22 protein-coding genes are annotated in these 22,406 nt (G+C 61.2%); 12 read left to right on the top strand and 10 right to left on the bottom strand.

Going from position 1 to position 22,406, the window contains the following annotated elements:
* Positions 1 to 33 precede the first annotated feature (33 nt).
* On the bottom strand, positions 34 to 411 hold the full coding sequence (locus tag OSJ75_RS08770; RefSeq protein WP_250015848.1) for a nuclear transport factor 2 family protein: 378 nt from the start codon (positions 409 to 411) through the stop codon (positions 34 to 36).
* A gap of 67 nt (positions 412 to 478) precedes the next feature.
* On the opposite strand from OSJ75_RS08770, the gene OSJ75_RS08765 reads away from it, so the two are divergent.
* Both OSJ75_RS08765 and OSJ75_RS08760 read left to right on the top strand, forming a co-directional pair.
* On the top strand, positions 479 to 1,057 hold the full coding sequence (locus OSJ75_RS08765; protein WP_267227614.1) for a TetR/AcrR family transcriptional regulator: 579 nt from the start codon (positions 479 to 481) through the stop codon (positions 1,055 to 1,057).
* Between the two features lie 101 nt (positions 1,058 to 1,158).
* The gene (locus OSJ75_RS08760; RefSeq protein WP_267227613.1) at positions 1,159 to 1,437 is read left to right on the top strand and encodes a helix-turn-helix domain-containing protein; all 279 of its coding nucleotides are present in this window, start codon (positions 1,159 to 1,161) and stop codon (positions 1,435 to 1,437) included.
* 6 nt (positions 1,438 to 1,443) lie between these two features.
* On the opposite strand, the gene OSJ75_RS08755 is transcribed toward OSJ75_RS08760, so the two are convergent.
* Positions 1,444 to 1,989, bottom strand: a complete 546-nt coding sequence (locus OSJ75_RS08755; RefSeq protein WP_267227612.1) for an NAD(P)H-dependent oxidoreductase — start codon at positions 1,987 to 1,989, stop codon at positions 1,444 to 1,446.
* Between the two features lie 92 nt (positions 1,990 to 2,081).
* On the opposite strand from OSJ75_RS08755, the gene OSJ75_RS08750 reads away from it, so the two are divergent.
* A complete protein-coding gene (locus tag OSJ75_RS08750; RefSeq protein WP_267227611.1) occupies positions 2,082 to 2,975 on the top strand; it encodes a LysR family transcriptional regulator in 894 nt (297 codons plus the stop codon).
* 632 nt (positions 2,976 to 3,607) lie between these two features.
* On the opposite strand, the gene OSJ75_RS08745 is transcribed toward OSJ75_RS08750, so the two are convergent.
* Positions 3,608 to 5,002: a S8 family serine peptidase gene (locus OSJ75_RS08745; RefSeq protein WP_267227610.1), complete on the bottom strand. Its 1,395-nt coding sequence runs from the start codon at positions 5,000 to 5,002 to the stop codon at positions 3,608 to 3,610.
* Positions 5,003 to 5,206: 204 nt separating this feature from the next.
* On the opposite strand from OSJ75_RS08745, the gene OSJ75_RS08740 reads away from it, so the two are divergent.
* From OSJ75_RS08740 to OSJ75_RS08715, 6 genes are all read left to right on the top strand, one after another.
* On the top strand, positions 5,207 to 5,749 hold the full coding sequence (locus tag OSJ75_RS08740; protein ID WP_267227609.1) for an RNA polymerase sigma factor: 543 nt from the start codon (positions 5,207 to 5,209) through the stop codon (positions 5,747 to 5,749).
* Positions 5,746 to 6,474 carry an anti-sigma factor family protein gene (locus OSJ75_RS08735; protein ID WP_267227608.1) on the top strand — a complete coding sequence of 243 codons (729 nt, stop codon included), beginning with the start codon at positions 5,746 to 5,748 and terminating at the stop codon, positions 6,472 to 6,474. Before OSJ75_RS08740 ends, OSJ75_RS08735 begins: the two co-directional genes overlap by 4 nt.
* Before the next feature lie 76 nt (positions 6,475 to 6,550).
* Positions 6,551 to 7,267: a DUF6065 family protein gene (locus OSJ75_RS08730; RefSeq protein WP_267227607.1), complete on the top strand. Its 717-nt coding sequence runs from the start codon at positions 6,551 to 6,553 to the stop codon at positions 7,265 to 7,267.
* Between the two features lie 181 nt (positions 7,268 to 7,448).
* Positions 7,449 to 7,796: a hypothetical protein gene (locus tag OSJ75_RS08725; RefSeq protein WP_267227606.1), complete on the top strand. Its 348-nt coding sequence runs from the start codon at positions 7,449 to 7,451 to the stop codon at positions 7,794 to 7,796.
* A 30-nt stretch (positions 7,797 to 7,826) separates the two neighbouring features.
* Positions 7,827 to 9,305, top strand: coding sequence for an SLC13 family permease (locus OSJ75_RS08720; protein ID WP_267227605.1), 1,479 nt, complete (start codon positions 7,827 to 7,829; stop codon positions 9,303 to 9,305).
* A 144-nt stretch (positions 9,306 to 9,449) separates the two neighbouring features.
* Complete coding sequence (locus tag OSJ75_RS08715; protein ID WP_267227604.1) at positions 9,450 to 10,625, top strand: glycerate kinase; 1,176 nt, start codon at positions 9,450 to 9,452, stop codon at positions 10,623 to 10,625.
* A gap of 33 nt (positions 10,626 to 10,658) precedes the next feature.
* Here the strand turns inward: OSJ75_RS08715 and OSJ75_RS08710 are convergent, their stop codons facing one another.
* The 7 genes from OSJ75_RS08710 to OSJ75_RS08680 all read right to left on the bottom strand — a co-directional run bounded on the left by OSJ75_RS08710 (position 10,659) and on the right by OSJ75_RS08680 (position 18,750).
* Positions 10,659 to 11,438: an SDR family oxidoreductase gene (locus OSJ75_RS08710; RefSeq protein ID WP_250015871.1), complete on the bottom strand. Its 780-nt coding sequence runs from the start codon at positions 11,436 to 11,438 to the stop codon at positions 10,659 to 10,661.
* Between the two features lie 10 nt (positions 11,439 to 11,448).
* Positions 11,449 to 12,597, bottom strand: coding sequence for a galactonate dehydratase (gene dgoD, locus OSJ75_RS08705; RefSeq protein ID WP_267227603.1), 1,149 nt, complete (start codon positions 12,595 to 12,597; stop codon positions 11,449 to 11,451).
* Positions 12,598 to 12,610: 13 nt separating this feature from the next.
* On the bottom strand, positions 12,611 to 14,236 hold the full coding sequence (locus OSJ75_RS08700) for a GMC family oxidoreductase (protein ID WP_267227602.1): 1,626 nt from the start codon (positions 14,234 to 14,236) through the stop codon (positions 12,611 to 12,613).
* Positions 14,237 to 14,244: 8 nt separating this feature from the next.
* Positions 14,245 to 15,150, bottom strand: coding sequence for an aldose 1-epimerase (locus tag OSJ75_RS08695; RefSeq protein ID WP_267227601.1), 906 nt, complete (start codon positions 15,148 to 15,150; stop codon positions 14,245 to 14,247).
* A gap of 6 nt (positions 15,151 to 15,156) precedes the next feature.
* Positions 15,157 to 16,164 carry an ABC transporter permease gene (locus OSJ75_RS08690; protein ID WP_267227600.1) on the bottom strand — a complete coding sequence of 336 codons (1,008 nt, stop codon included), beginning with the start codon at positions 16,162 to 16,164 and terminating at the stop codon, positions 15,157 to 15,159.
* 12 nt (positions 16,165 to 16,176) lie between these two features.
* Positions 16,177 to 17,700 carry a sugar ABC transporter ATP-binding protein gene (locus OSJ75_RS08685; protein ID WP_267227599.1) on the bottom strand — a complete coding sequence of 508 codons (1,524 nt, stop codon included), beginning with the start codon at positions 17,698 to 17,700 and terminating at the stop codon, positions 16,177 to 16,179.
* Between the two features lie 78 nt (positions 17,701 to 17,778).
* On the bottom strand, positions 17,779 to 18,750 hold the full coding sequence (locus OSJ75_RS08680; protein ID WP_267227598.1) for a substrate-binding domain-containing protein: 972 nt from the start codon (positions 18,748 to 18,750) through the stop codon (positions 17,779 to 17,781).
* Between the two features lie 211 nt (positions 18,751 to 18,961).
* On the opposite strand from OSJ75_RS08680, the gene OSJ75_RS08675 reads away from it, so the two are divergent.
* From OSJ75_RS08675 to araG, 3 genes are all read left to right on the top strand, one after another.
* Positions 18,962 to 19,732, top strand: coding sequence for a FadR/GntR family transcriptional regulator (locus OSJ75_RS08675; protein WP_250015885.1), 771 nt, complete (start codon positions 18,962 to 18,964; stop codon positions 19,730 to 19,732).
* 104 nt (positions 19,733 to 19,836) lie between these two features.
* Positions 19,837 to 20,817, top strand: a complete 981-nt coding sequence (locus OSJ75_RS08670; RefSeq protein WP_250015886.1) for an arabinose ABC transporter substrate-binding protein — start codon at positions 19,837 to 19,839, stop codon at positions 20,815 to 20,817.
* Positions 20,818 to 20,892: 75 nt separating this feature from the next.
* Complete coding sequence (araG, locus tag OSJ75_RS08665) at positions 20,893 to 22,398, top strand: L-arabinose ABC transporter ATP-binding protein AraG (protein ID WP_267227597.1); 1,506 nt, start codon at positions 20,893 to 20,895, stop codon at positions 22,396 to 22,398.
* The last annotated feature ends 8 nt before the right edge of the window (positions 22,399 to 22,406 follow it).

The following is a 22,406-nucleotide window of genomic DNA, read 5'->3' as shown; positions in this document are numbered from 1 at the left end:
TTTCCTCCTTGAAACGCTGATGGATTGTTGCTGTCACTCCGGCAGCGGCGTCGATAGGCCGGGGATTTTTGAGTACCCCAGCGCCTCGACGATCAGGCCGTCACGGACGTGCATCAGGTTGACGCCACGGACCGAGTCCCCGGCGCCAAAGTTGAAACGCCAGCGGATGATGGCGCGGTCGCCCATTGTGATCGTGTCTTCGACGTCGAAATGCGCAACCGGGTCATTGGCCAGGGCTTCCCAGAACGCGAGGCAGGCGTCATGGCCTTCGTATCGCGTTCCGTTCGGCGCCGGCTGAATAGACTCCATCACGCAGTCAGGGGCGATCAGGCCCCTGAGTGTCTCGGGCGTGTGATCGCGGAACGCCTGGTTGAATCGCCGCATGATCTCGGCTGTGTCGCTCGTCTGCATGATCTCCTCCTATCCAGACAGGTCTGTCTATTTGCAGCATACAGACCTGTCTGTTAGAGTCAAGTGCATGGACAAGACCGCTTCGCAGAACGACACCGGAGCAAGCGCCGCACGTCGCCGCCTGCTCGATACGGCCACCCGTCTCTTCTATACCGAGGGCATTCGCGCCGTCGGCATCGACCGCATCATCGCAGAGGCCGGCGTGGCCAAGGCGACCTTCTACAACCACTTCCCGTCAAAGGATGATCTCGTCCTGTCCTATATCAAGGAGCAGGACCGGCTTGGGCGGGATGCCGTTTCAGCGCTTCCCGAGCAACCGCCGCGAGCGATGATCTCGGCTGTCATGGGGCGGATCAGCGCGGCCGTGGTTGCCGGCGGCTGGCGTGGGTGCCCGTTTCTCAACGCGGCCGCCGAATATCCCGACCCGACAAGCGCTGTGCGGCAAGCCATCGATGCGCGCCGTACCTGGCATCACGATGTCCTGCGGGAACTTCTGCTGGCAGATGGCGATCCCACTCCATCCGTTACTGCCTCGCTGCTCGTCGCCCTGTCGGACGGCCTGCTCGAAGCAGCATATCTCGATGACCCGAAGGGCGTACCAGCCCTTGTCGCCGAAGCGCTGGAAAGATTGCTGGCCAGGCGTTGAATTACAGTTCCGTTGAATAGCGGCACCAGTCAACCCGGTTTCCGTTTTGACTGCGGCGGGGGATCTGCCTCGCTTCATCTCGGTGAGAAGGAGCAACAAGGGTGAAGAAAGAGCATATTGCGCTGCCTGCTGATCCGGCCGACGCCGACGATTTCGACGTGACGGCCGAAGCCATGGACCGGGGCCAGCGCGCCCGCCTGATCCGCAAGACGAGAACCGGGCTTGGCCTGTCGCAGCCCGAGTTCGCCAGCCGGTTTCCGGTTCCGGTCGGCACGCTACGCGATCGGGAGCAGGCGCGGGTAACCGCGCCAGATTTCGCTATCGCCTATCTGAAGGTGATCGGCCGGCATCCGGACATGGTGGCGAAGGCGGTTGCATAGCTGCTCTCACCGGCAGGCTTCGGCCAGCCGGTCAGCATAGCGATCCGCCTCGGCCCTTAGCGCCTCGGGTGGCAATTTGTCCGCCTTATATATGACGAAGGGCGGCGACCATTCAAGACCACAGCGATTGGCAGTGGCCCGAAGCGGCGCAAACAGTGCCTCGATCTCGAACATGTTGCGTCCGCCCGGCCGATAGGCTTCCGGCACATTGCCCGCAGTGGCCGCCACCATCAGTTGGGTCCCTTCCAGCACGCGGCCTTCCGTCTCATAGTTGACATAGAACATGCGCGTGAGCACGGCGTCCTGCCACGCTTTCAGCAAGGGCGGCGTCGAATACCATTGCACGGGAAACTGGAGCACGATGCGCCCGGCGGCGAGCAGGCGTGCCGCCTCGCTTTCACCGTCGCGGAACATATCGATGCCGTCGGGATAGGCAGATTGCATGTCGACGATTTCGACATCTGGCAGCCTCGCCGCTGCCGTAGCCATGGCGGCATTTGCCTTCGACCTTGAGAGGTCGGGATGGAACAGGAGGATGAGTGTCTTGCTCATGATCGCCTCTCTTTTGGGCTGAGATGGAGCGACGATTGCGCTGCACGAAAAATTACTCCAATCGATTTTTATTATAATCTATTATCGGTTCCATGAATTTAAGAACGCTCGACCTCAATCTTCTCGTCATACTCGACGCACTACTGGACGAGGCCCACGTCAGTCACGCCGCCGAAAGGGTCGGCCTGTCCCAGCCGGCAGCTTCGGCCGCGCTGCAACGCTGTCGCCTTCTGTTTCGCGACGAGCTTTTGGAACGCGGTCGCGGGACCATGCGCCTGACTCCGAAGGCCAAGGCGCTGCGCGCGCCGCTGAAATCGCTGTTGGCTGGTGTCGTGGATCTGGTCGACCCGCCGGAAGTGCCGCTGAGCGAGATACGCCAGACCCTGCGCGTTACGATGGCGGACTATCCGGCGTTGCTCGTCATCGCGCCCATGCAGCAGCAACTTCAACATTCTGCGCCGGGCATAGACCTTGTGGTCCAGCCTTGGCACGGAGCCGACGCCGCCCGTGTTCAATTGGTGGAAGGAACGACCGATCTGGCCATTTCCGTTTTCCCGCCTGCGGACGACGAACTTCATCGGGAGGAACTGCTCGTGGAGCACTATCTGGTCGCCATGCGTGAGGGCCATCCCATAGCCAGCGACTTCGAGCTCGATACCTGGCTGAGCTATCCGCACATCCTCGTCTCCGGCCGGGGCGACACGCGAACCCCGCTAGACGCCGAACTCACCAGGCGCGGGCTCGCCCGGCGCGTCGGTCTCGTCGTGCCAAACTTCCAGCTTGTCCCGTCGCTCCTTCAGGGCTCGGACATGATCTCCATGCTGCCTTCACGCGTTGTGGCGACCCAAGGCGGACTTGTCTCTTTTCCGCCGCCGATCCCAATCGCCGGCTTCCCCCTCCATCTCGCTTGGCACCACCGCCGGCACACGGATACCGCGCTTCGACACGTTGCCGCAATAATCGCATCGATCCTGCGGGAGAACTGACAGCACGGACACCGCGCCCGCAGCGGCTTGCAGGATCAGGCGCAGGCATTGAAGCTACCCCACAGGCAGTGGGTTGGTGGCAAGGCTGTGGGCCTTGAACGGGGGCACAACTGGCCCACGTGGTGGGATAGATTTTCGGCCTAAAAAAATATTTTGCCCTGCAAGCCGCTGATTTCGCTCATTCTTCGCCCCGGCACGCAAAAAAACTTATCCCACCTGTTTGAAGCCGGGTTATTCTGTGCAGGTCCTTTCCAGTGGGGGAGCAGCTTCCGGTGCTGTTTCGATTGCTGGGGAAGGATGGCGTTGCCGGAAGATCGGAAGTGACAACCCCGATCGGCCAGCAAACTGCAGAAGGAAACGGAGGTGGCGCTTCGTTTTCCGGGTTGTTGCGTCCGACAAACGCAACAATGGCAGGCAAAGACGTCGCGGGCGGTCTTCGGACCTCGACCCTGATACCACTACTGACGCGCTGAAGACCGCCCGTCTCCCCCCATTTTCAATGACCAGACGCGATTTTCGCGGGCGTGGTGCGGATTTTCCGTATCCAATCACCTTGCTCGTGGTGAACCCGCATCAGGCGCCAGCTGCGCCAGCCGGCCGCCTGACAGGTCAAGCGCTTCCCGTGCGCAAACTTACAGCGCCGATGGCCCCTGTTCGCTTCCGCTTTGACAAAGCCTCCTTGCATTGAGAAGCCCCCACCCGAATACAGGGTCTCTCCCGGGCTCTCCCATGTCATCGGTAAATTGTCGTATCCTTGCTTCCAGTCTCGCCGGCGACATATCCGTTTCACCGGCAATCAGCAGCGAGACCGCTGCCGTTACGAAGGGAGTGGCGAAGGATGTGCCGGTTTTCTGGCGTGCGCCGGTTATCGACGCCGCGGTCCAGACACCAACGCCGGGAGCGGCAATGTCCACATGGTCTCCACGCACCGCCCGACGATAAGGGTTGCGCGCCTTGTCGACCGCGGTAACCGCGATCACGTCATCATAGGCCGCAGGGTAGACGGGCTTTGCGTTCGGTCCATCATTGCCGGCGGCAGCCACCAGGATCATTCCCCGTTTGGTCGCCGCTTTCACCGCGCTCTCCAATAGGGTATTCGCCGGGCCGGTCAGGCTCAGGTTGACGACCCTGACATCACGCTGAACGAGCAGGTCCAGCGCGTGCACGAGGTCATAGATGCTGGCGATATCGGCAGACTTTCCGAACCGCCGAAAGGCATCGACAGCGACAAGCTCCGCCCCGGGCAGGAGGCCCGGAACACGGCTGTCGGACGTACCGACCAAAAGGGCGGCGACGGCAGTTCCATGCTGCGTGCCCGAACTTTTTTTCCCTTGGCCCTGATCAAGGCGGATGACTTCAAGCCGGGAATTGACCAATGTCATGTGGTCGGCATTGATCGCCGTGTCGATGAGACCGATACGGTGCGGCTTTGCGCATCCGGCGCCATCGCCCTTTGGCCATCCAACGATCTCACGCACAAGCGTGCAACCCTTGCCGGCGCAGCCTGACCTGCTTTCCGATTGCGGCCGATAGAAATGGTTCAGGTCGACGGTTGCCGTGGCATCGCGGGCAGCAACGGCAGCGCGCGCCGTTTCGAGCGTCATCCCTCGCGGCACGGTGAGCCGCACCATTTCGCCGCCGGCGAGCGACAGCTGGACACGATCGTCAACGGCAAACCCTTCCTGGACCAGCCCGGCGATTGCGTCTTCCTGCAGGCCTATCGCGACGAGCTCGTTCGGCGCCTGCGCCGGAACCGGGGCCGGGCGGCGTATGGGTGCACGGCGCACGGGTTCACGACGCTCGCGGGAAGGCCGACGAATGACCGGGCGCGGATCAGGCAGGACGTCGCGATAATACCGGGGACCGTCATCATCATCGTCGTCGTCATCATCGTCATCATCGTCGGCAAATGCCGCCGGAATGGTGAAGCCGGCCTCACTCAATGGCAGCGGCATCACCATCACCGCTCCCAGGGTGACTGCGGCAGTGAGGAGGCGCAATGGTTTCAGTTTCAAAATGAGCAGCACGGTCGGTCTCCTGTAGCGACATCCCAGTCCAGGTGCGCGGCCTTGGAAGCGCTTTCGATTAGGCTAACAAATATATACTCCTGGTCTGGTTCGGAATTGAAATCCGCTCCGTCCTTGCCGGCACAGTGAGACGTATTTCAATTCCACCACCCTCGTTATACGTTTGACTCGACAGCTTATTCCCCGGCGTGCAAAAAAAGCCGGATGATCGACGACATGCAGACAGTGCCGGAACGGCTGGTTGCCTTCCTGCCGAACCTCAGGCGTTTTGCAATTTCAATCTGCCATTCCCGGGAATTGGCGGATGATCTTGTGCAGACCGCCTGCGAGCGCGCCATCCTCGCGGCCGACAGCTTTGTGCCCGGTAGCCGGTTCGATGCCTGGATGTTTCGCATCCTGCGCAATCTGTGGATCGATCAATTGCGCCGGCAGAAAACCGCAGGGCCGCACGATGAGCTGGAGGACGCGTGCGACGTATCGGTTCCATCCGGCGAGGCCGCATCGCTTGCGCGCATGGATCTGCTCGAAGTCACCGCTGCCTTGCAGAAGCTGCCGGACGAGCAGCGCGAAGTGCTCGTGCTGGTCTGTGTCGAGGAACTCAGTTACCGCGATGCGGCCGAGGTTCTATCGATCCCGATCGGAACGGTGATGAGCCGCCTTGCCCGGGCACGGAAGAATCTTGCGGAAATGACAGGAATAAGTTTCGGGGAAAAACGTTCGTCCGATACGAAAAGGGGCGTTGCATGACCGGACACGATTTTGACGATGAGACGTTGATGGCTTTCGCCGACGGCGAACTGGAGGAAGCCCGAAGTCTTGCGCTGGAGGAGGCGCTTGCCCATGACGAGGCGCTGGCCCAACGGCTCGCCGTTTTCCTCGACAGCCGTCGTCTGGTGGGCGACACGCTGAAACCGCTGATCGATGAGCCGGTGCCGGAGGCACTGCGCGCTTCGGTGCACCGGATGGCGGAGGAGGCAAAGCGCCAGACGCCATCGCAGGACAGTATCGTTCCGTTCCGGCCGAAGCGGCAGCCGGCGACGTGGCGCTGGCTCATGCCGATCGCGGCTAGTCTCGTGGCCGTGGTGGCAGGTGTTGTCGGTTTTTCACTGGGCCGCATGGCTCCATCGACACCTGGCGTGGGCGCGGAGATCGCAACCGCCCTCGACAGGGAGGCTTCCGGCCGGGACGTAACGCTTGCCGCCTCGAACCTGGTGTTGCGTGTCGTCGCCTCGTTCCGCGACGAACGCGGCGAGCTTTGCCGCGAATACGAGCTGAAACAGCCGGAAAGCAGCACGCTCACCATCGCCTGCCGCCAGAACGGTGCCTGGGCGACGCGGCTGGCACTGACGACACCGCGGGCCGATGGCTACGTGCCTGCCTCATCGCAGGAAACGATAGATGCCTATCTCTCGTCGATCGAGGCCGGCGCGCCCCTGTCGCCCGAGGAGGAACGGGCAATCCTGGCACCCTGAACGAATATTTGGCTGCGGTGGGAATAAGTGTGTCCCCGCGCCGTTCTTCCCGCATCGGTTCACGCGGAGAACAGCCATGGAACTTGCACTTCTAAAGAAGCCACAGCCTCGACTGACCTTTCTTTGCCGCAAGGACGACGAGGGGGTTATTCCAGCGCCCGTACGCGCCAAGACAGCCCTGCCCGACTGGTTCCGCCAGCTGCCGCCCGTCGACGCAGCGCATGTTTCGCCCACCAATAGCGGACTGACGGTGAAACGTTGCATGCCCTTTCTCGACGCCATGGCGGCGGGCTGGGTCATCGGCCTTGCGGCAACGGTGCGCATGGAAATCTCCGACGGCGGAAAGACGGTGGATTGCGGCTGGGATTTCGACCGCACGCTCGTCAGCAATCATGCCAGCCATCAGGTTGCCGGCAATCCGCGGGAGCCGCTGCCGCCCTGCAAGTTTCACAATTATTGGACCATCCGCACACCTCCCGGCTGGAGCTGCCTGTTCGTTCCGCCGCTGAACCGTCCGAACGGCATATTTGAGATCGTGGCCGGCGTCGTCGACACCGATACCTACCAGTCGGAAATCCACTTCCCGTTCTTCGCGACCGGCGAGCCAGGCCTGCATGTTCTCGAACGCGGCATGCCGATCGCCCAGGTCATTCCCTTCCGCAGGGAGACATCGGACCTCGCCGCGGACATTCGCGCCGAGAGCCGGGCAGAGGGCAATATTCGCCAGACCATCCTGCGCAAGACATTGGCATCGGACGGCTGGTATCGCCGGTTCGCCCGCGCGCAGAGATGATCCTGACCGGATGGGTTCGTCGATCCGTCGCCACCGGTAGCGGCGGCGCTGACGCATGTCCCCTTAAGCTGCGTATGGGCTGCGTAATCGATTGAGAATGTTTTATTTTTCGGGAATAAGAAGCGCCCGCAGCCGTTTCTCCCCCGCAGCCAATGAGGCTGTCATTCGAAGGAGAAACGACATGAAAAAGTTCATCGCAATCCTGAGCGCATTTCTGGTCGCCGGCGCCGCGGCGCCCGTTCCCGCCGCCGCTGACGACGCGGTTCACCGCTTCCTGCAGAAGATGACCCGAAGCAACAAGGCTGGCGATGCTCGCTATAATCGCGATCGGCACGACGACAAGCGCGGCGGTTGGAGTTCCAGTCGCAATTCCAACAGTTCGTCGAATTCCTCCCGAAACTCGAGCTCGAATTCGAACTCGAACAGCAGCTCCAACTCGTCGAGCAATTCCAGCTCGAACAGCTCGTCCAATTCCTCGAGCAATTCAAGTTCGAATTCTTCCTCCAATTCATCGTCCGACGACGATTGAGACAACCGACAGACCGAAAGGAGGGCGATCGTGGCCCTATATTCAATCGCCCCAGTGGGACCCCACGCCGACCGGCGTGGGGAACCGTCCGCGCCACCTGAGCGCACGGTGTCGCTCGCCGGCGTCAAGCGGATCGTCGCAGCAATCATCCTCGCTTTCAGCGCCGTTCTGATCTTCCTCGCTATCGACGGGCTGACGATGAACATGCGGCTGACGCTGGCGGTTTTCGTCACGACGATCATCGCCTGGACCGTTCTCGACTTGCCGGATACGCCCGTGGCGCTTGCGGGGGCGGCTTTCCTGCCGGTTGTCGGTGCAATCGACGAGGAGGTGCTCTATCGCTCGCTCGGCAATGACATCGTCTGGCTGATGCTGGCTGCATTCGTCGTTGCGGGGGTGCTCCGGCAGGTCGGCGTCATCGAGCAGGTCATCCGCCAGCTTCTCGCCCGGATTGCCACCGTGCAGGGCCTTTTCTGGGCGCTGACACTGTTGATCTTCGCAACGGCCTTCGTCATTCCTTCGACCTCGGCGCGCGCCGCCATGATGGCTCCGGTCTATCTCGGCATTGCAGCCGCAATCGGCAATGCGCGGATCAACCGCGCGCTCGCATTGCTTTTCCCCTCGATTATCCTGCTTTCGGCGGGCGCGTCCCTGATCGGCGCCGGTGCTCACCTCGTCGCCGCCGGGACGATGGAGCGATTGCGCGGGCAAAGCCCCGACTTTCTGGGATGGATCGCACTTGCCGGCCCCTTCTCGCTCCTATGCTCGCTGCTCGCCTGCCATGTATTGCTGCGCTTTTTCCTCACCCGCGAGGAACGTTCGATCAAGATCGCAGAGCATAACCTCGACAAGACCCGGGTTCCGCTGACGCGTCAGCAATGGACCGTGCTCGCGATCACCGGTGCAATGATCCTGCTTTTTGCCGCGCAGCCGGTGCATGGCATCGGCATGCCGCTCATCGGCATTGCGGCCGCGCTTCTCCTGGCCAACCAGAAAGTCTCTGGCCTGCCGCTGAAAACGGCGCTCAAAAGCGTCGAATGGAACCTCCTGCTCTTCCTCGCAGGCACGCTGGTCATCGGCGAGGCACTGCTGGAGACGGGCACCGCGGAGCATCTGGCCCAACGGATGGTCGATCTTGCCGGCGGCAGCATCGCGGCGTGGCCGGTACTCATTGTTGCGTTCGCCGCAATCGTGGCAACGCTTTCTCATATCATCATCACGTCGCGCACGGCGCGGGCGACCGTCCTCATTCCCGCCCTTGCCTTGCCGCTTGCAGCCCTCGGGATCGATCCGCTCAACCTCGTTATGGTCGTCACGCTGGCAAGCGGTTTCTGCCAGACATTGATGGTATCCGCCAAGCCGGTGGCACTCTTCGGCACGATGGATCCGCAGCCGTTTGGGCAGGCCGACCTGTTCCGGCTCGCGGCTTACCTGATCCTGCCCTTCGTGGCGATGCTCGTCGTCTTTGCCACCCTCGTCTGGCCACTGCAGGGTTTGCCGCTGCGTTGAATGCAATGAAAACACAGATGAAAAGGCCACATCGAGTGGCCTTTTTTATTAGCCGCATAATTTATTTTTGATTTGTTGGAATAGGTTTCGAGCCATCCCGTTCCTCCCCTGTCACATTATTGTCATAGGTAAAGGAACACTCCCATGTCTTTCACGGTTCTCGTCGCACCCTCCGGTTTCAAGGAAAGCCTGTCGGCGGATCAGGCAGCGGATTGCATCGAAAGCGGCGTCCTGCGCGCCTATCCCGGCGCTACCGTCATCAAGGCGCCAATGGTCGATGGCGGTGAAGGTTTCACCAGGGCCCTGGTCAAGGCCACCAACGGCACGCTCTACAACCTGACAGTGACCGGCCCCGTCAACGATCCGGTCGAGGCACATTTCGGTTTCCTCGGCGGCAGCGATACGCCAACCGCCGTGATCGAGATGGCCGCTGCTGCCGGGCTCAGCCTCGTCCCGCGCGATCAGCGCAATCCCTGCCTGACGACGAGCTATGGCGTCGGCGAACTGGTGCGTGCCGCGCTGGACCGGGGTGCGCGCCGTATTCTTCTCGGTTGTGGCGATAGCGGCATCAATGACGGCGGCGCCGGTATGGCCGAAGCGCTCGGCATCCGGTTTCTTGACGGGTCGGGCGATCCCCTGCCTCGTGGCGGTGCAGCACTTGCCCGGCTCGGCACCATCGATATCAGCGGCTGCGACCCGCGCCTCGATGGCGTGCGCATCGATGCGGCCGTCAACTGGCATAATGTACTGCTTGGCGAGCGCGGCGTCGCCCGCATCTTCGGGCCACAAAAGGGCGCGACGCCGACGCAGGTGGAACTGCTTGTTGCAGCCATGGAGAGATATGCCGCGGCCATCCGCGACACGACAGGCATCGAAGTCGGCATGGCGCCCGGATCGGGCGCATCCGGGGGGCTGGGTGCTGCGGTACTCGGGCTCCTCGCCGGCAAGCTCCACCCGCGCTACGATATTGTCATGCAGTATCTTGAGCTGGATCGGTTCATTGCGCAGGCCGACCTTGTCATCACCGCGGAAGGGAGCCTTGACGGGCAAACGCCTTTCGGCAAGGTGCCTGCCGAAGTGGCGGCCCGGGCGAAAACTGCCGGCGTGCCGGTGATCGCGCTTGCCGGAACCATCGGCAAGGGCGTGCGCCTCAATTTCGAGCACGGCATTGACGCCTTTGCCTCGATCCTGAGCAGGCCCTGCTCGTTGGAGGACGCAATCTTCAGTGCCCCGAAACTACTCTCCAGGGCAGCCGAGGATGCAGCTCGCATGGTGATGGTCGGGATGAAACTCGGGGCAAGATGGCGCCGGGTTGCGTGACATGCTCTGGAATTATCGCGCTGCCCAGCCTGGTCAAGCTGGATGTTGCTGAACACTCAATCCGCCGTCGATGGTCAAGCAGGTCGCATTCATGAAGGGACATTCATCTGAAACCATGAAAACGGCCGCCATCGCGATCTCTTCGGGGGAAGCGATTCTTCCTCCTGGATGCAGCTTCATCGTTTCCGCCTTTGCCGCCTCGGGGTCTGGGAAGCTGTTCCAGTAGTCGATGACCTTCTGCGTCGAGACATAGCCGGGTGCCAGCGCATTGACGCGGATATTCTTCGAGGCGTATTCGAGGCCCAGCGACTTGGTCATGCCGAGCAATGCGTGTTTCGCCAGCGGGTACGGGAATGTATGCGGAATGATGGTGAAGGCGTGGGTGGAGGCAATGTTGAGGACGACGCCGCCGCCGGCCTCGATCATGCCCGGCAGCACCGCCTTGCAGCAGTTCCACGCGCCCTTGAGGTTGATGTCGAAGCAGCGGTTCCATTCCTCATCGCTGGTTTCGAGAGGTTCGGCAAACACATTCACGCCGGCATTGTTGACCAGCGCGTTGATTGGACCGATCTCTTCGGCGGCCCGGCGCACAGCGTCGGCCATTGCAGCAGCTCCGCCTATATCCGCCGCCATCCAGCCAAGCTTGCCGCCCGCCTCCCGGAGAGCGCGAGCCTCTTTCTCCAGAAGCTCACGATCGAGATCTATGAGATACAGGGACGCTCCTTCCCGTAGAAAGGCTTTGGCAATTGCGAGCCCAATTCCCTGAGCCGCCCCGGTCACAAATATCCGCTTTTTCGTCAGGCGTCCGGTCATCGTGTTCTCCTTACCATTCAGCAAAGCTACCGTCCGGGTGACGCCAGATCGGGTTGCGCCAGCGATGGCCCTCCTTCGCCCGCTCGATCACGTAGGCTTCGTCCACCTCGACCCCCAGCCCCGGCCCCTGGGGGATGCTGACGAAGCCGTCGGCGTAGTGAAACACGTCCTTGTTGGAGATGTAATCCAGGATGTCGTTGGACTCGTTATAGTGGATACCAAGGCTCTGTTCCTGGATGAAGGCATTGTAGGAAACGGCATCGATCTGAAGGCATGCGGCCAGTGCGATTGGACCGAGTGGGCAATGCGGTGCAAGTGCCACGTCATAGGCCTCGGCCATCGCCGCGATCTTGCGGCATTCGGTAATCCCGCCGGCATGGGACAGGTCAGGCTGGATAATGTCAACGAACCCTCCCTCGAAAACCGACTTGAAGTCCCAACGCGAATATAATCGCTCGCCAAGCGCTATCGGCGTCGAGGTGTGATTGGCGATTTCCTTCAGCGCTTCCTTGTTTTCGGAAAGAACCGGCTCCTCGATGAACATCAGCTTGTAGGGATCGAGCTCCTTGGCCAAGACCTTGGCCATCGGCTTGTGAACCCGGCCGTGGAAGTCGACGCCAATGCCGATATGCGGACCAACTGCTTCACGGACGATGGCAATCGTCTCGACTGCCTTCTCCACCTTTTCATTCGTATCGACGAACTGCATTTCCTGGCAGCCATTGAGCTTTATCGCCTTGAACCCGCGCGCGACCACCTCCTGCGCGTTGCGCGCGACGTCCGCCGGACGGTCGCCACCGATCCATGAATAGACCTTGATCCTATCCCTGAGCTGCCCGCCGAGCAGGGAATGCACCGGTTGGCCAAAAGCCTTGCCCTTGATGTCCCACAGGGCCTGGTCGATCCCCGCAAGCGCAGACATATGAACGGCGCCGCCGCGGTAGAACCCGCCACGATACAGGATCGTCCAGTGGTCTTCGATGAGGAACGGGTCTTTCCCGATCAGGTAGTCGGCCATCTCCTGAACCGCCGTTTCGACGGTCAGCGCCCGGCCTTCGACGACGGGCTCGCCCCATCCGCTCACACCTTCGTCGGTTTCGATCTTCAGGAACAGCCAGCGCGGCGGGACGATATACGTGGTAAGCTTGGTGATCTTCATAATCAGGTTCCGATCAGGCGAGGATGAGGTCGGCCGCTTTTCCGGCGGCTGCAAGAACGGCGGCATTGGTATTGCCGCTGACAATGGTGGGCATAAGGGAGGCATCGATCACGCGCAGGCCACGCGTGCCTCGTACTTTCAGGCTGGCGTCCAACACGGCTTCCGGATCGCCATCTTTCCCCATCTTGCACGTGCCGACAGGATGATAACCCGTCTTGACGGTACGCTTGCAGTGAGCGGCAATTGCTTCGTCGCTTACCACATCCGCACCCGGGAAGATCTCCTTGTCGATCAGGTCACGCATCGGCGACGCCGCCAGCACCGTGCGGGCGAAGCGAAAGCCTGCCATGGTGATACGCAGATCGTCTGGATGCCCGAAAATCCGAGTATCGATGACCGGATCTGCGAATGGATCACTTGAAGCGAGGGTGACCGATCCCCTCGCCTTCGGCCGCAACAACAACGAATTGATGGTGACGCCGTCGCCAGGCTCCGTCCCCATGACATCGCGGTCGAGGTAAACGGTCGGGACGCAGAACATCTGGATCGTCGGCCGTTCGTTGTTTCCATCTGGATCATAGAAGGCGCAGCTCTCGACGCCTGTGGTAGAAACGGGTCCTGACCTGAACATCAGGTACTGCAGCCCGGCCTTGACCATCGGCCAGCCGCGGTCCTGCTTGTAGTAACCGAAAGCCCCCTTCGTGGTCGCGACGACCGGGCATTCGTAATGATCCTGAAGGTTCTTGCCGACCCCGGGCAAGGCGACTTTCACCTTGATGCCGTGCTTGGATAGCTCGCTCTCCGGACCAATACCGGAGATCATCATCAACTTCGGAGTCTGATAGGCGCCCGCCGCCAGGATGACTTCAGCTCCTGCGAGCGCTGACCTCGGCGTGCCGTTGCGAACGTATTCGACGCCGACGGCACGATCCCCTTCGAGCTTTACCGCAGTGACCGTGGCCCCCGTTTCGATCGTCAGGAGCGGATTTTTCATCACCGGCGCAAGAAACGCATCGACAGCATTCGACCGTCTGCGCGTCTGCCAGTCGATCGTGTGCTGCATGAAGCCGACGCCGAACTGATCAGCGCCATTGAAATCCGGGTTATAGGGAATGCCCATCCCCTGCAGGGTCTTCAGGTAGGTACGGGTCATCGGGCTCGTGTGACCCAGATGGGAAATCTTCAGCGGCCCACCCACGCCGTGATATTCTCCGGCCAGATGGTCGTTGTCTTCCTGCGCCTTGAAGTAACGCAGGAGGTCCCGGTATGACCATGCTCCATCATTTGAGCCCGGGCCGGTCACGAGCTCGTTCCAGAGATCGAAGTCGGCCGCCTGGCCACGCATGTAGACCATCGCGTTGACGGTACTCCCACCGCCAAGCACCTTGCCCTGCGGCACGATCGGCCCGCGCCCGTCGAGCTGTGGCTGCGGCATCGTCTTGTGCATGGCGAGGTAGGTGTCCTTTGCCAGGAACTTCATGTAGCCGGCGGGGAAGTTCATGATCGGGTTCGGCTTTGCGGGGCCGCGCTCCAGAAGCAGCACGCGGGCCCGCCCTTCGGTCACAAGCCTTGCCGCTACAACGCAGGCGGAGCTGCCACCGCCAACGATGATGTAGTCGAAGCGGTTCGGATCAGACATGTGTTCTCCTAAAGGACATTCGTGTGCTCAATAGCCTGGGGACGCAAGCGGATGCTGCCGGAAAGCTGCTGCCCGGGCTGAAGGACCTGAAGCCCCCCGAGATCTGGCATGTTGTGGCCGTTGGCCAGATGGGACATCGGCTCGAAGCAGAAGTAGTCGCGCCTGAATTGCGGATCGAAGGCCGTATCCGAAACAAAGATGAAAGCGTGTCGGAACAGCGGATCTGCCGTCAGGTGAAGTTGCGTATCCCATTCCGGCCAGGAGATAACCGCCTCGCCAGACCAGTCCTGGAAACCGTTATTGACCCAGCGGTGAGGCAATGGTGACGGCTGGCGGAAATCGAGATCGGCGGGCAGCTCCGTCGCCTCCCCCGGCAGCCAGCCTTCCACCTCCGTCCAGAACGTGCGGGCGGGCGCAAGCAGTGTCGTCTGTGGCGTCATCGGGAAGTAAGGATGCCACCCCAGGCCAAAGGGCAAAGGCTTGCTGCCATCGTTCTGGACCGAAAGCTTCAGCTCCAGCGCGCCGTCTTTCAACGAGAACTGTTGCCTGGCGCGATAGTTGTATGGCGTACCTTCGCCCCGGTGGGAGAAGCCGAGGACAACATGCTCATCCGTCTGCTCTTCAACGGCCCACTCCGACTGCCAGCCTTCACCATGGAGGTAATGGGGGTCCCACGAGGTGTTGGCGCTAAAACGAAACTCCTGGCCCTCGAACTCGAAGCGGTTGTCCCTTACGCGGTTGCCGAAAGGCACCAAGGGATAACAGGAGGAAGATAACGCATCCGCATCGTCGGGCGCATCGCGCAGCAGCGATACGCGGTGCTTTCCGTCGTCCTTCCAGAAGCCGAGGATCGACCCGCCCATCGTGGAGAGCCGCAGAAACAGGGACCCGGATCTCAAATTGATGATCGACATCAGCGATCATCCCTTGTTGCGCGCGAGGCTGCGCTTGATCGCCTGGATGTTGGCCAACACCGCGATGACGATGATCAGGCCGCGCACGACCTGCTGGAAGAACGGGTTGATGCCGAGCAGCACCAGGCCATTGCCGATCAAGGTGATGACCAGAACGCCAAGAAGGGTGCCGAGCATGGAGCCGCGCCCGCCCGACAGAGCCGTGCCGCCCACGACAACCGCTGCGATAACGTCGAACTCAAGACCATTTGCGGCGGTCGCATTGCCGGAGCCCAGACGCGACACCAAGAGGATACCGGAGATCGCCGCCATCGCGCCGCCGACTGCAAACAGGGCCACCCGGATGCGAGCGACGCTGATGCCGCTGAGGAACGCGGCGTGGGCATTGCCGCCAATTGCAAAGACGGACCTGCCAAATGCTGTTTTCCTGCTGATGAAGGCGAAGACTCCGAACAGCACGAGCATGATAATCGCTGCGGGCGGAATCCCGAAGATGGAGCGGTCCAGCGCATCGAGCATGTCGTTGCGACCGATCGAGACCGGCAAGGCGTCCGTGACAAACAAGGCAGTTCCACGAAGCGCGCTCCACATGCCGAGCGTGCCGACGAAGGAGGGTACATCGAAATATGCGCGCAGGACTCCGGGGATCGCGCCAAGCAGCGCGCCGAGCGCTATGGCTAGAACGAAAGCCACCGGCGTGGGGATGCCCATCTGCAGGAGGAACGCGAGGATCACCGAGGTGAAGGCGACCATGGGACCGACGCTGACGTCGATCTCGCCGGCGATGATGATCAACGTGACCGCCCATGCGGCGATGCCGATCGTCGCGGCATCGCGAAGAATGTTGACCTGGTTGTTGAACGACATGAAGCCGGGTGCGGTCGCCGAGAAGATGACGTAGAGGACGACAATCGCAAAGAACAGGCTAAGCTCGTTCATATGCTGCGAGAACGTGAAGCCTGCTCTTGTGGCCTTGTCAGATGCGGCCGGTTTGGCAGCGTGATCGAGTGACATGGTCTGTCTCCCTCAATGTCCGGTAATGCAGGCTGCCATCAGGCTGTCCTGATCGATATTTGGTGATCTGAATTCTTCCTGCAGCGCCCCGTCTCTCAGGACGAGCACGCGGTCGCAGACCAGCGGCAGTTCCTCGATCTCGCTGGAGACGAAGATGATGCTGCGCCCCTCCTCCGCCAGTTGGCGAATGATCGCATAGATCTGCGCCTTCGCTTCGACGTCGACACCACGCGTCGGCTCGTCGAGCAGCAGGACGCGGCTTCCTGCATAGACCCAGCGTCCTATGACCACCTTCTGCTGGTTTCCGCCCGACAGGGTGCCGATTGGCGTGTCGGTCCTTGCGGTCTTGACATGCAGGCGGTCGACGATCTTGCGCGTCGCTTCCGCCATCCGGCGGGCCGACAGGATGCCATTGCTGCTGACGCCCGCAAAGTTGGTCGAGAGCGTGTTCTCATCGACGCCGAGCAACGGCACGATCCCTTCTTCCTTTCGGCTTTCAGGTGTGTAGCCGAAGCCGTTGCGGAGCATCCGCTTGTAGTCGGCATGCCTGACCGGACTGCCATCGACCAAGACATCGCCGGCATCGGGCCGCCGCACACCCATGATGGCTTGCAGCAACTCGGTGCGGCCCGATCCGAGCAGGCCAGCCACGCCAAGCACTTCTCCCTTGCGGAGGGCGAAGGAGACCGACGTAAGTTTGGGCGCAAGGCCGAGGTTCCTGACCTCCAGCACCACTTCAGCCTGGCTCCTGTCTTCCAGCGCAGCAGCCTGCGAGGCTTCCGAACCCAACATCAACCGTACGATTTCGCGGGTGTCGGCTCCCTTCACATCGACGGTGTCGATAATCTTGCCGTCCCGCATGATCGTTGCCGAGTGAGCGATCTGGCGGATCTCGTTCATCCGGTGGCTGACATATATAACGGCGATGCCCTGTGCCGCGACACGGGTGACGGCTGCCATCACCTTTTCTGCTTCCGCGGCAGCAAGCGAGCTGGTCGGCTCGTCAAGTATGATCAGCTTGGGTCGACCAAGCATGGCGCGCGCGATCTCAAGCAGTTGCTGTTCTGCAGGGCTCAAGCCCGCAACCAAACCGTCTGGCGCAAGATCAAGGCCAAGAAGCTTCATCGCCTGCGCTGCCTCGGCCTCCATCGTTCGGTATTGGATTACCCTGCGCTTGCGTGGCCAGCGCCCGAGGAAAAGGTTCTCGGCAAGCGTCATGCCCGGCACCAGGCTGAGCTCTTGATAAACGACGCGCACGCCTTTCTCAAAGGCCTCTTGGGCGCGACCCGACCCATTGTGTGTCAGTTCGGAGCCATCCAGCAGCACCCTGCCGCTGTCGGGTATCTCGGCTCCGGTCAGCATGCGGATGAGAGTGGATTTCCCCGCGCCATTCTTCCCGAGCAACGCCCTTACTTCACCGGGCGCTACCTCGAATGTCGCATTATCGAGAGCCAGCACGCCAGGATAGCGTCGGGTGCATCCCTGGATAGACGCTACGGGGGTCATATCGGCTTGTCGCATCTGCGTGGCAGTCATGGCAATCTTTCCGTTTGGATGCCGCCGGGATGTGCGGCGGCCCCGTCGGGTTGGGTCTCAGGTTAAGCCCGCTGGCGATCAGGGAATGCCGTCCGCATGGGCCTCAAGCCAGGCCTTGCCGTCTTCGGGCGATTTGTAGACATCGATATCGTAGGCAACTTTAATGCCTTCCGGCGGCTGGCCCTCGATCGACTTGATCGCTTGCGTGAGCGCCAGCTTGCCCAGTCCCTGTCCCGAGATGTCGACCACGGCCTTGATTACGGAGAAGTCGGCCAGTTCCTGGGCGATTTCGGTTGTCATATCTCCACCAAACACCACGACCTGGCCGGTCTTGCCCTGGCTCTTGATCGCGCGTGCCGCTCCGAGGGTGGCTCCACCTGCTTCGCCGAAGAAGGCATCGATCTCCGGGTTGGACGACAGCATCGTCCCGGCGACCGACACCGCTTTATCGAGGACGGCGCCCTCCTGGTTCGCAACGATCCGGGCGCCCGGCACCTTGGCCATCAGCGCTTTCTCGAAACCCTTGCGACGGGTGACGCAAACCTCGACAAACTCGCAATTCAGGACCGCGATCTTGGGGGCATCGTTCTTCTGGGCGATGAAGTAATCAGCGGCTGCGTCACCGAGCTTGTGTCCGAACTCGAAGGGATCGCCGACCGCATAGGCCGAGACGTATTCCTTCATGTCCGCTTCATTGAGGCAGGTGTTGTAGCAGACAACCGGAATTCCGGCGTCATGAGCGCGCCTGATGGCCCGATACGATCCATCGGCAGAAACGGGCGAGACGATGATTGCCTGCACCCCCGCCGAGATCAAAGAGTCGATGAACGACGACTCTTTGCTGACATCCCCTTGCGCGTTGGTTTCTACGATGTCCAGCTTGCGCCCGGCTTCGCCTGCACCGGTCTGGATGCCTTTGCGCACCCCGGCGTAGAAGCCTTGGGCGTCCATGTAGATCGCCCCTACCTTGAGATCTTCCTGTGCAGCGGCAGTTGTCACGCCTGCCAGCGCGACGGCTGCCAGCAGCGCTGCCTTCCCAAAGAGCTTCATCTGCTCCTCCCTCAGATACGGTTTCTCGGCCGGCTCGGCTCTCCACGACCGGTGGCGTCAAGGTAAAGGGGTAATGGGGAATGTCAACTTAAATATGATTTATTTTCCTATTTGATCAGACGCGGCTGTTCATTCATACTACCCATGGCCGTCTTGGCGAACGGAATGCTCTGGGGGAAAGATGGGGAACGAGAACTTGACAGCAGGATCGATGACAAAGGTACTGACCGAGCATGGGGCGCCGATCGCGCAGCGTGGCAAGCGTACCATTCGAGAAGCATTGCTGCACTGTCTCGTAGAGAAGATCGTTTCGGGGACCTTTCGCGAAAACTCGACCTTGCCGAATGAGGCGGAGCTGACAGAGCAATTCGGCGTCAGTCGCACCAGCCTGCGCGAGGCGATGCAATATCTTTCTGCACTTGGGATGGTTCGATCGCGCACGCGTGCCGGGACGACCATTCTCCCGCGCGAGAATTGGAACTACCTGGATCCCATCGTGCTGGACGTGATGCTGTCGGTGGGGCCGGACGACACGTTCTATTCCTCCCTAATCGACGCACGCCAGCTGCTTGAGCCTGCCGCCGCGGCGCAGGCGGCCGCCAATGCCAACGCTCGCCAGCTCTACCAGATATCGAAAGCGTTCGAAGACATGGTCGAGGCAAACTCACGTGATACCGAGGATTGGAGCCGCGCCGATCTGGAGTTCCACACGGCGATCATCGACGCCAGCGGCAATTGGGTTTACCGCCAATTTGCAAGCGCCATCCGGGCCGCGCTGCTCGCAAGCTTCCGGCTGACCAACCGCGCCAGCCAGTCGCACGAACAGGCAATTCTCACGCATCAGGATGTTCTCGAGGCCATCAGGATGCGCCGCCCTGAAGCAGCCCGACACGCGATGGAGCAGCTCATCGGCGTGGCGCGGAGCGAAATGACGGATGCACTGCGGCGTGCGCGTAAGAATGCCGAGGCTTCCACTCGATAGAATGCCACGCAAAAAATCATACATATATATTGACTGATATGATATTTAATGGATAGTTGTCGAGGGTCCGCGGGGAGGCACGCGGCAAGAGGGAGAGAATATCTATGCGTTCTTTGAAAGCACTGTTGCTGGCTGGTGCCGTCGTCCTGTCGGCAAGCGCGGCATGGGCGGCTGATGTCAAGATCGGGTTCGTGGTGAAGCAGGCCGAAGAGCCCTGGTTCCAGGACGAGTGGAAGTTCGCTGAGCAGGCGGCTCAGGAGAAGGGCTTCACCCTGGTCAAGATCGGCGCGGAAGATGGCGAGAAGGTCCAGTCGGCGATCGACAACCTTGGCGCACAAGGGGCACAGGGCTTCATCATCTGCGTGCCGGACGTCAAATTGGGTCCAGGTATCGTGGCCAAGGCGACAGCGAATGACCTCAAGTTGATGACGGTCGACGATCGCCTGGTTGGCGCTGACGGCAGCCCGCTTGAAGACGTCCCTCACATGGGCATTTCCGCAACCAAGATCGGCGAGACCGTGGGCCAGGCGATTGCCGACGAGATCAAGAAGCGCGGCTGGAACATGAAGGAGGTCGGCGCGATCCGCGTCTCCTATGATCAGCTTCCGACTGCTGTCGATCGCGTCGAAGGAGCCGTCTCGGTTCTCAAGGCCGCCGGCTTCCCCGCCGAGAACATCTACGACGCGCCGCAGGCCAAGACCGATACGGAGGCAGCTCTCAACGCCGCGACAACCGTCCTCAACAAGCATTCGAACATCAAGCACTGGGTGGCGTTCGGCCTCAACGACGAAGCCGTGCTCGGCGCTGTTCGAGCCTCGGAATCCGTCGGGATCAATGCCGAAAACATCATCGGGGTCGGGATCGGCGGCGCCGAGTCGGCGATCAACGAGTTCAAGAAGCCGACAGCCACCGGCTTCTTCGGTACGGTCATCATCTCGCCGAAGCGCCACGGTTACGAGACGGCGCTCAACATGTACGATTGGATCGCCAACGACAAGGAGCCGCCGATGCTGACGTTGACCTCCGGCTCACTGGCGCTGCGGAGCGATTATGAGCAGGTGCGCAAAGAGCTCGGCATCCAATAAACTGCCGCATTGAAAAGACCTCGTCCCGGCGACTCATGCTGCCGGGACCGCCTATTCACCTTCTCCGGGGCATTCATGTCGTTCCTTCAGTTCAGCGCCATCTCCAAGGGCTATCCCGGCGTCCAGGCGCTTTCCGACATCTCTTTCTCGGTCGAGAAAGGAGCCGTCCATGGACTGATGGGCGAGAACGGCGCGGGCAAGTCCACGCTCATCCGCATTCTGTCGGGCGACCAGTCCGCCGACAGCGGCAGCATCTTGATCGACGGCGAAGAGCAGGATTATCGCTCGGTGAGGGATTCCTTCCATGCCGGCGTCATCGTCATCCACCAGGAACTCCAACTGGTGCCGGAGTTGACGGTGGCGGAAAACCTCTGGCTGGGGCGTTTTCCGGGCCGGGCCGGCATTATCGACAGCCGCACCCTCATCGAGACCGTGCGCAACAGGCTGGACGAGATCGGCATCGACATCGATCCCGCCGCCAAGGTATCCACCCTGTCCATCGGCGCCCGCCAGATGGTGGAGATCGCCAAGGCGGTGATGCTCGAAGCGCGGGTGATCGCGCTCGATGAGCCGACCTCGTCTCTTTCCTCGCGCGAAAGCGAAATCCTGTTCCGGTTGATCGATCGGTTGCGGGCCAAGGGAACGGTCATACTTTACGTCTCGCACCGGTTGGACGAGATCTTCCGCCTTTGTGACAGCCTGACCGTCCTGCGCGACGGCCGCCTTGCCGCCCACCACCCGAAAATCTCTGACACGACCCGCGAGAAGATCATCACCGAGATGGTCGGACGCGAGATCAGCAACATCTGGGGTTGGCAGGAGCGCCCTCTCGGCGAGGCGCGGCTCGAGGTGAAGAACCTTTCCGGCGCCAGGCTGCGCACCCCGATAAGCTTCACGGTCCGCAAAGGGGAAATCCTGGGCTTCTTCGGCCTGATCGGCGCCGGTCGAAGCGAAATGGCGCGGTTGCTTTACGGGGCCGATCATCGGCAAACAGGAACGGTTTCCATCGATGGCGTCACGGTTTCACCCGACAATCCCAAGGCCGCGATCAATGCCGGCATGGTGCTTTGCCCGGAGGACCGAAAGTTCGATGGCATCGTGCAGGGCCGTTCGATCGAAGAGAACATCGCCATCTCTTCCAGAAGACATTTCTCGCCTTTCGGCATACTGAGCCCAAAGAAGGAAGCTGCGATCGCAGATCGCTTCATCGCCCGGCTGAAGGTGCGCACGCCGTCGCGCAAACAGGACATCATCAACCTGTCGGGCGGCAACCAGCAGAAAGTCATTCTGGGGCGGTGGCTTTCCGAGCAGGGCGTCAAGGTCCTCGTGATCGACGAACCTACCCGCGGCATCGATGTCGGCGCCAAGTCGGAAATCTACGAGATCCTCTACGAGTTGGCAGCGGACGGCATGGCCATCATCGTCATCTCCAGCGAACTGCCGGAGGTGATGGGCATATCGGACCGCATCATGGTCATGTGCCAGGGTCGCGTGGCCGCCAACATCGAACGCCCTGATTTCGAAGAGCGCAGCATACTGACCGCAGCCTTGCCCGACAAGAACGCAGCCCACACGATCTAATCCAGGAA

Source organism: Phyllobacterium sp. 0TCS1.6A (assembly GCF_026420825.1).
Lineage (GTDB): Bacteria > Pseudomonadota > Alphaproteobacteria > Rhizobiales > Rhizobiaceae > Phyllobacterium.
The sequence above is the reverse complement of the archived record's forward strand: the minus strand, read 5'-3'. Positions and strand labels throughout refer to the sequence as shown.

Bases quoted from the DNA above. Each gene is read 5' to 3' on its own strand.
- OSJ75_RS08765 (WP_267227614.1), top strand. From the start codon at position 479: ATGGACAAGACCGCTTCGCAGAACGACACCGGAGCAAGCGCCGCACGT.
- araG (WP_267227597.1), top strand. From the start codon at position 20,893: ATGTCGTTCCTTCAGTTCAGCGCCATCTCCAAGGGCTATCCCGGCGTC.
- OSJ75_RS08670 (WP_250015886.1), top strand. From the start codon at position 19,837: ATGCGTTCTTTGAAAGCACTGTTGCTGGCTGGTGCCGTCGTCCTGTCG.
- OSJ75_RS08685 (WP_267227599.1), bottom strand. From the start codon at position 17,700: ATGACTGCCACGCAGATGCGACAAGCCGATATGACCCCCGTAGCGTCT.
- OSJ75_RS08715 (WP_267227604.1), top strand. From the start codon at position 9,450: ATGTCTTTCACGGTTCTCGTCGCACCCTCCGGTTTCAAGGAAAGCCTG.
- OSJ75_RS08675 (WP_250015885.1), top strand. From the start codon at position 18,962: ATGACAAAGGTACTGACCGAGCATGGGGCGCCGATCGCGCAGCGTGGC.
- OSJ75_RS08740 (WP_267227609.1), top strand. From the start codon at position 5,207: ATGATCGACGACATGCAGACAGTGCCGGAACGGCTGGTTGCCTTCCTG.
- OSJ75_RS08770 (WP_250015848.1), bottom strand. From the start codon at position 411: ATGCAGACGAGCGACACAGCCGAGATCATGCGGCGATTCAACCAGGCG.
- dgoD (WP_267227603.1), bottom strand. From the start codon at position 12,597: ATGAAGATCACCAAGCTTACCACGTATATCGTCCCGCCGCGCTGGCTG.
- OSJ75_RS08725 (WP_267227606.1), top strand. From the start codon at position 7,449: ATGAAAAAGTTCATCGCAATCCTGAGCGCATTTCTGGTCGCCGGCGCC.
- OSJ75_RS08710 (WP_250015871.1), bottom strand. From the start codon at position 11,438: ATGACCGGACGCCTGACGAAAAAGCGGATATTTGTGACCGGGGCGGCT.
- OSJ75_RS08700 (WP_267227602.1), bottom strand. From the start codon at position 14,236: ATGTCTGATCCGAACCGCTTCGACTACATCATCGTTGGCGGTGGCAGC.
- OSJ75_RS08735 (WP_267227608.1), top strand. From the start codon at position 5,746: ATGACCGGACACGATTTTGACGATGAGACGTTGATGGCTTTCGCCGAC.
- OSJ75_RS08730 (WP_267227607.1), top strand. From the start codon at position 6,551: ATGGAACTTGCACTTCTAAAGAAGCCACAGCCTCGACTGACCTTTCTT.
- OSJ75_RS08695 (WP_267227601.1), bottom strand. From the start codon at position 15,150: ATGTCGATCATCAATTTGAGATCCGGGTCCCTGTTTCTGCGGCTCTCC.
- OSJ75_RS08680 (WP_267227598.1), bottom strand. From the start codon at position 18,750: ATGAAGCTCTTTGGGAAGGCAGCGCTGCTGGCAGCCGTCGCGCTGGCA.
- OSJ75_RS08750 (WP_267227611.1), top strand. From the start codon at position 2,082: ATGAATTTAAGAACGCTCGACCTCAATCTTCTCGTCATACTCGACGCA.
- OSJ75_RS08690 (WP_267227600.1), bottom strand. From the start codon at position 16,164: ATGTCACTCGATCACGCTGCCAAACCGGCCGCATCTGACAAGGCCACA.
- OSJ75_RS08755 (WP_267227612.1), bottom strand. From the start codon at position 1,989: ATGAGCAAGACACTCATCCTCCTGTTCCATCCCGACCTCTCAAGGTCG.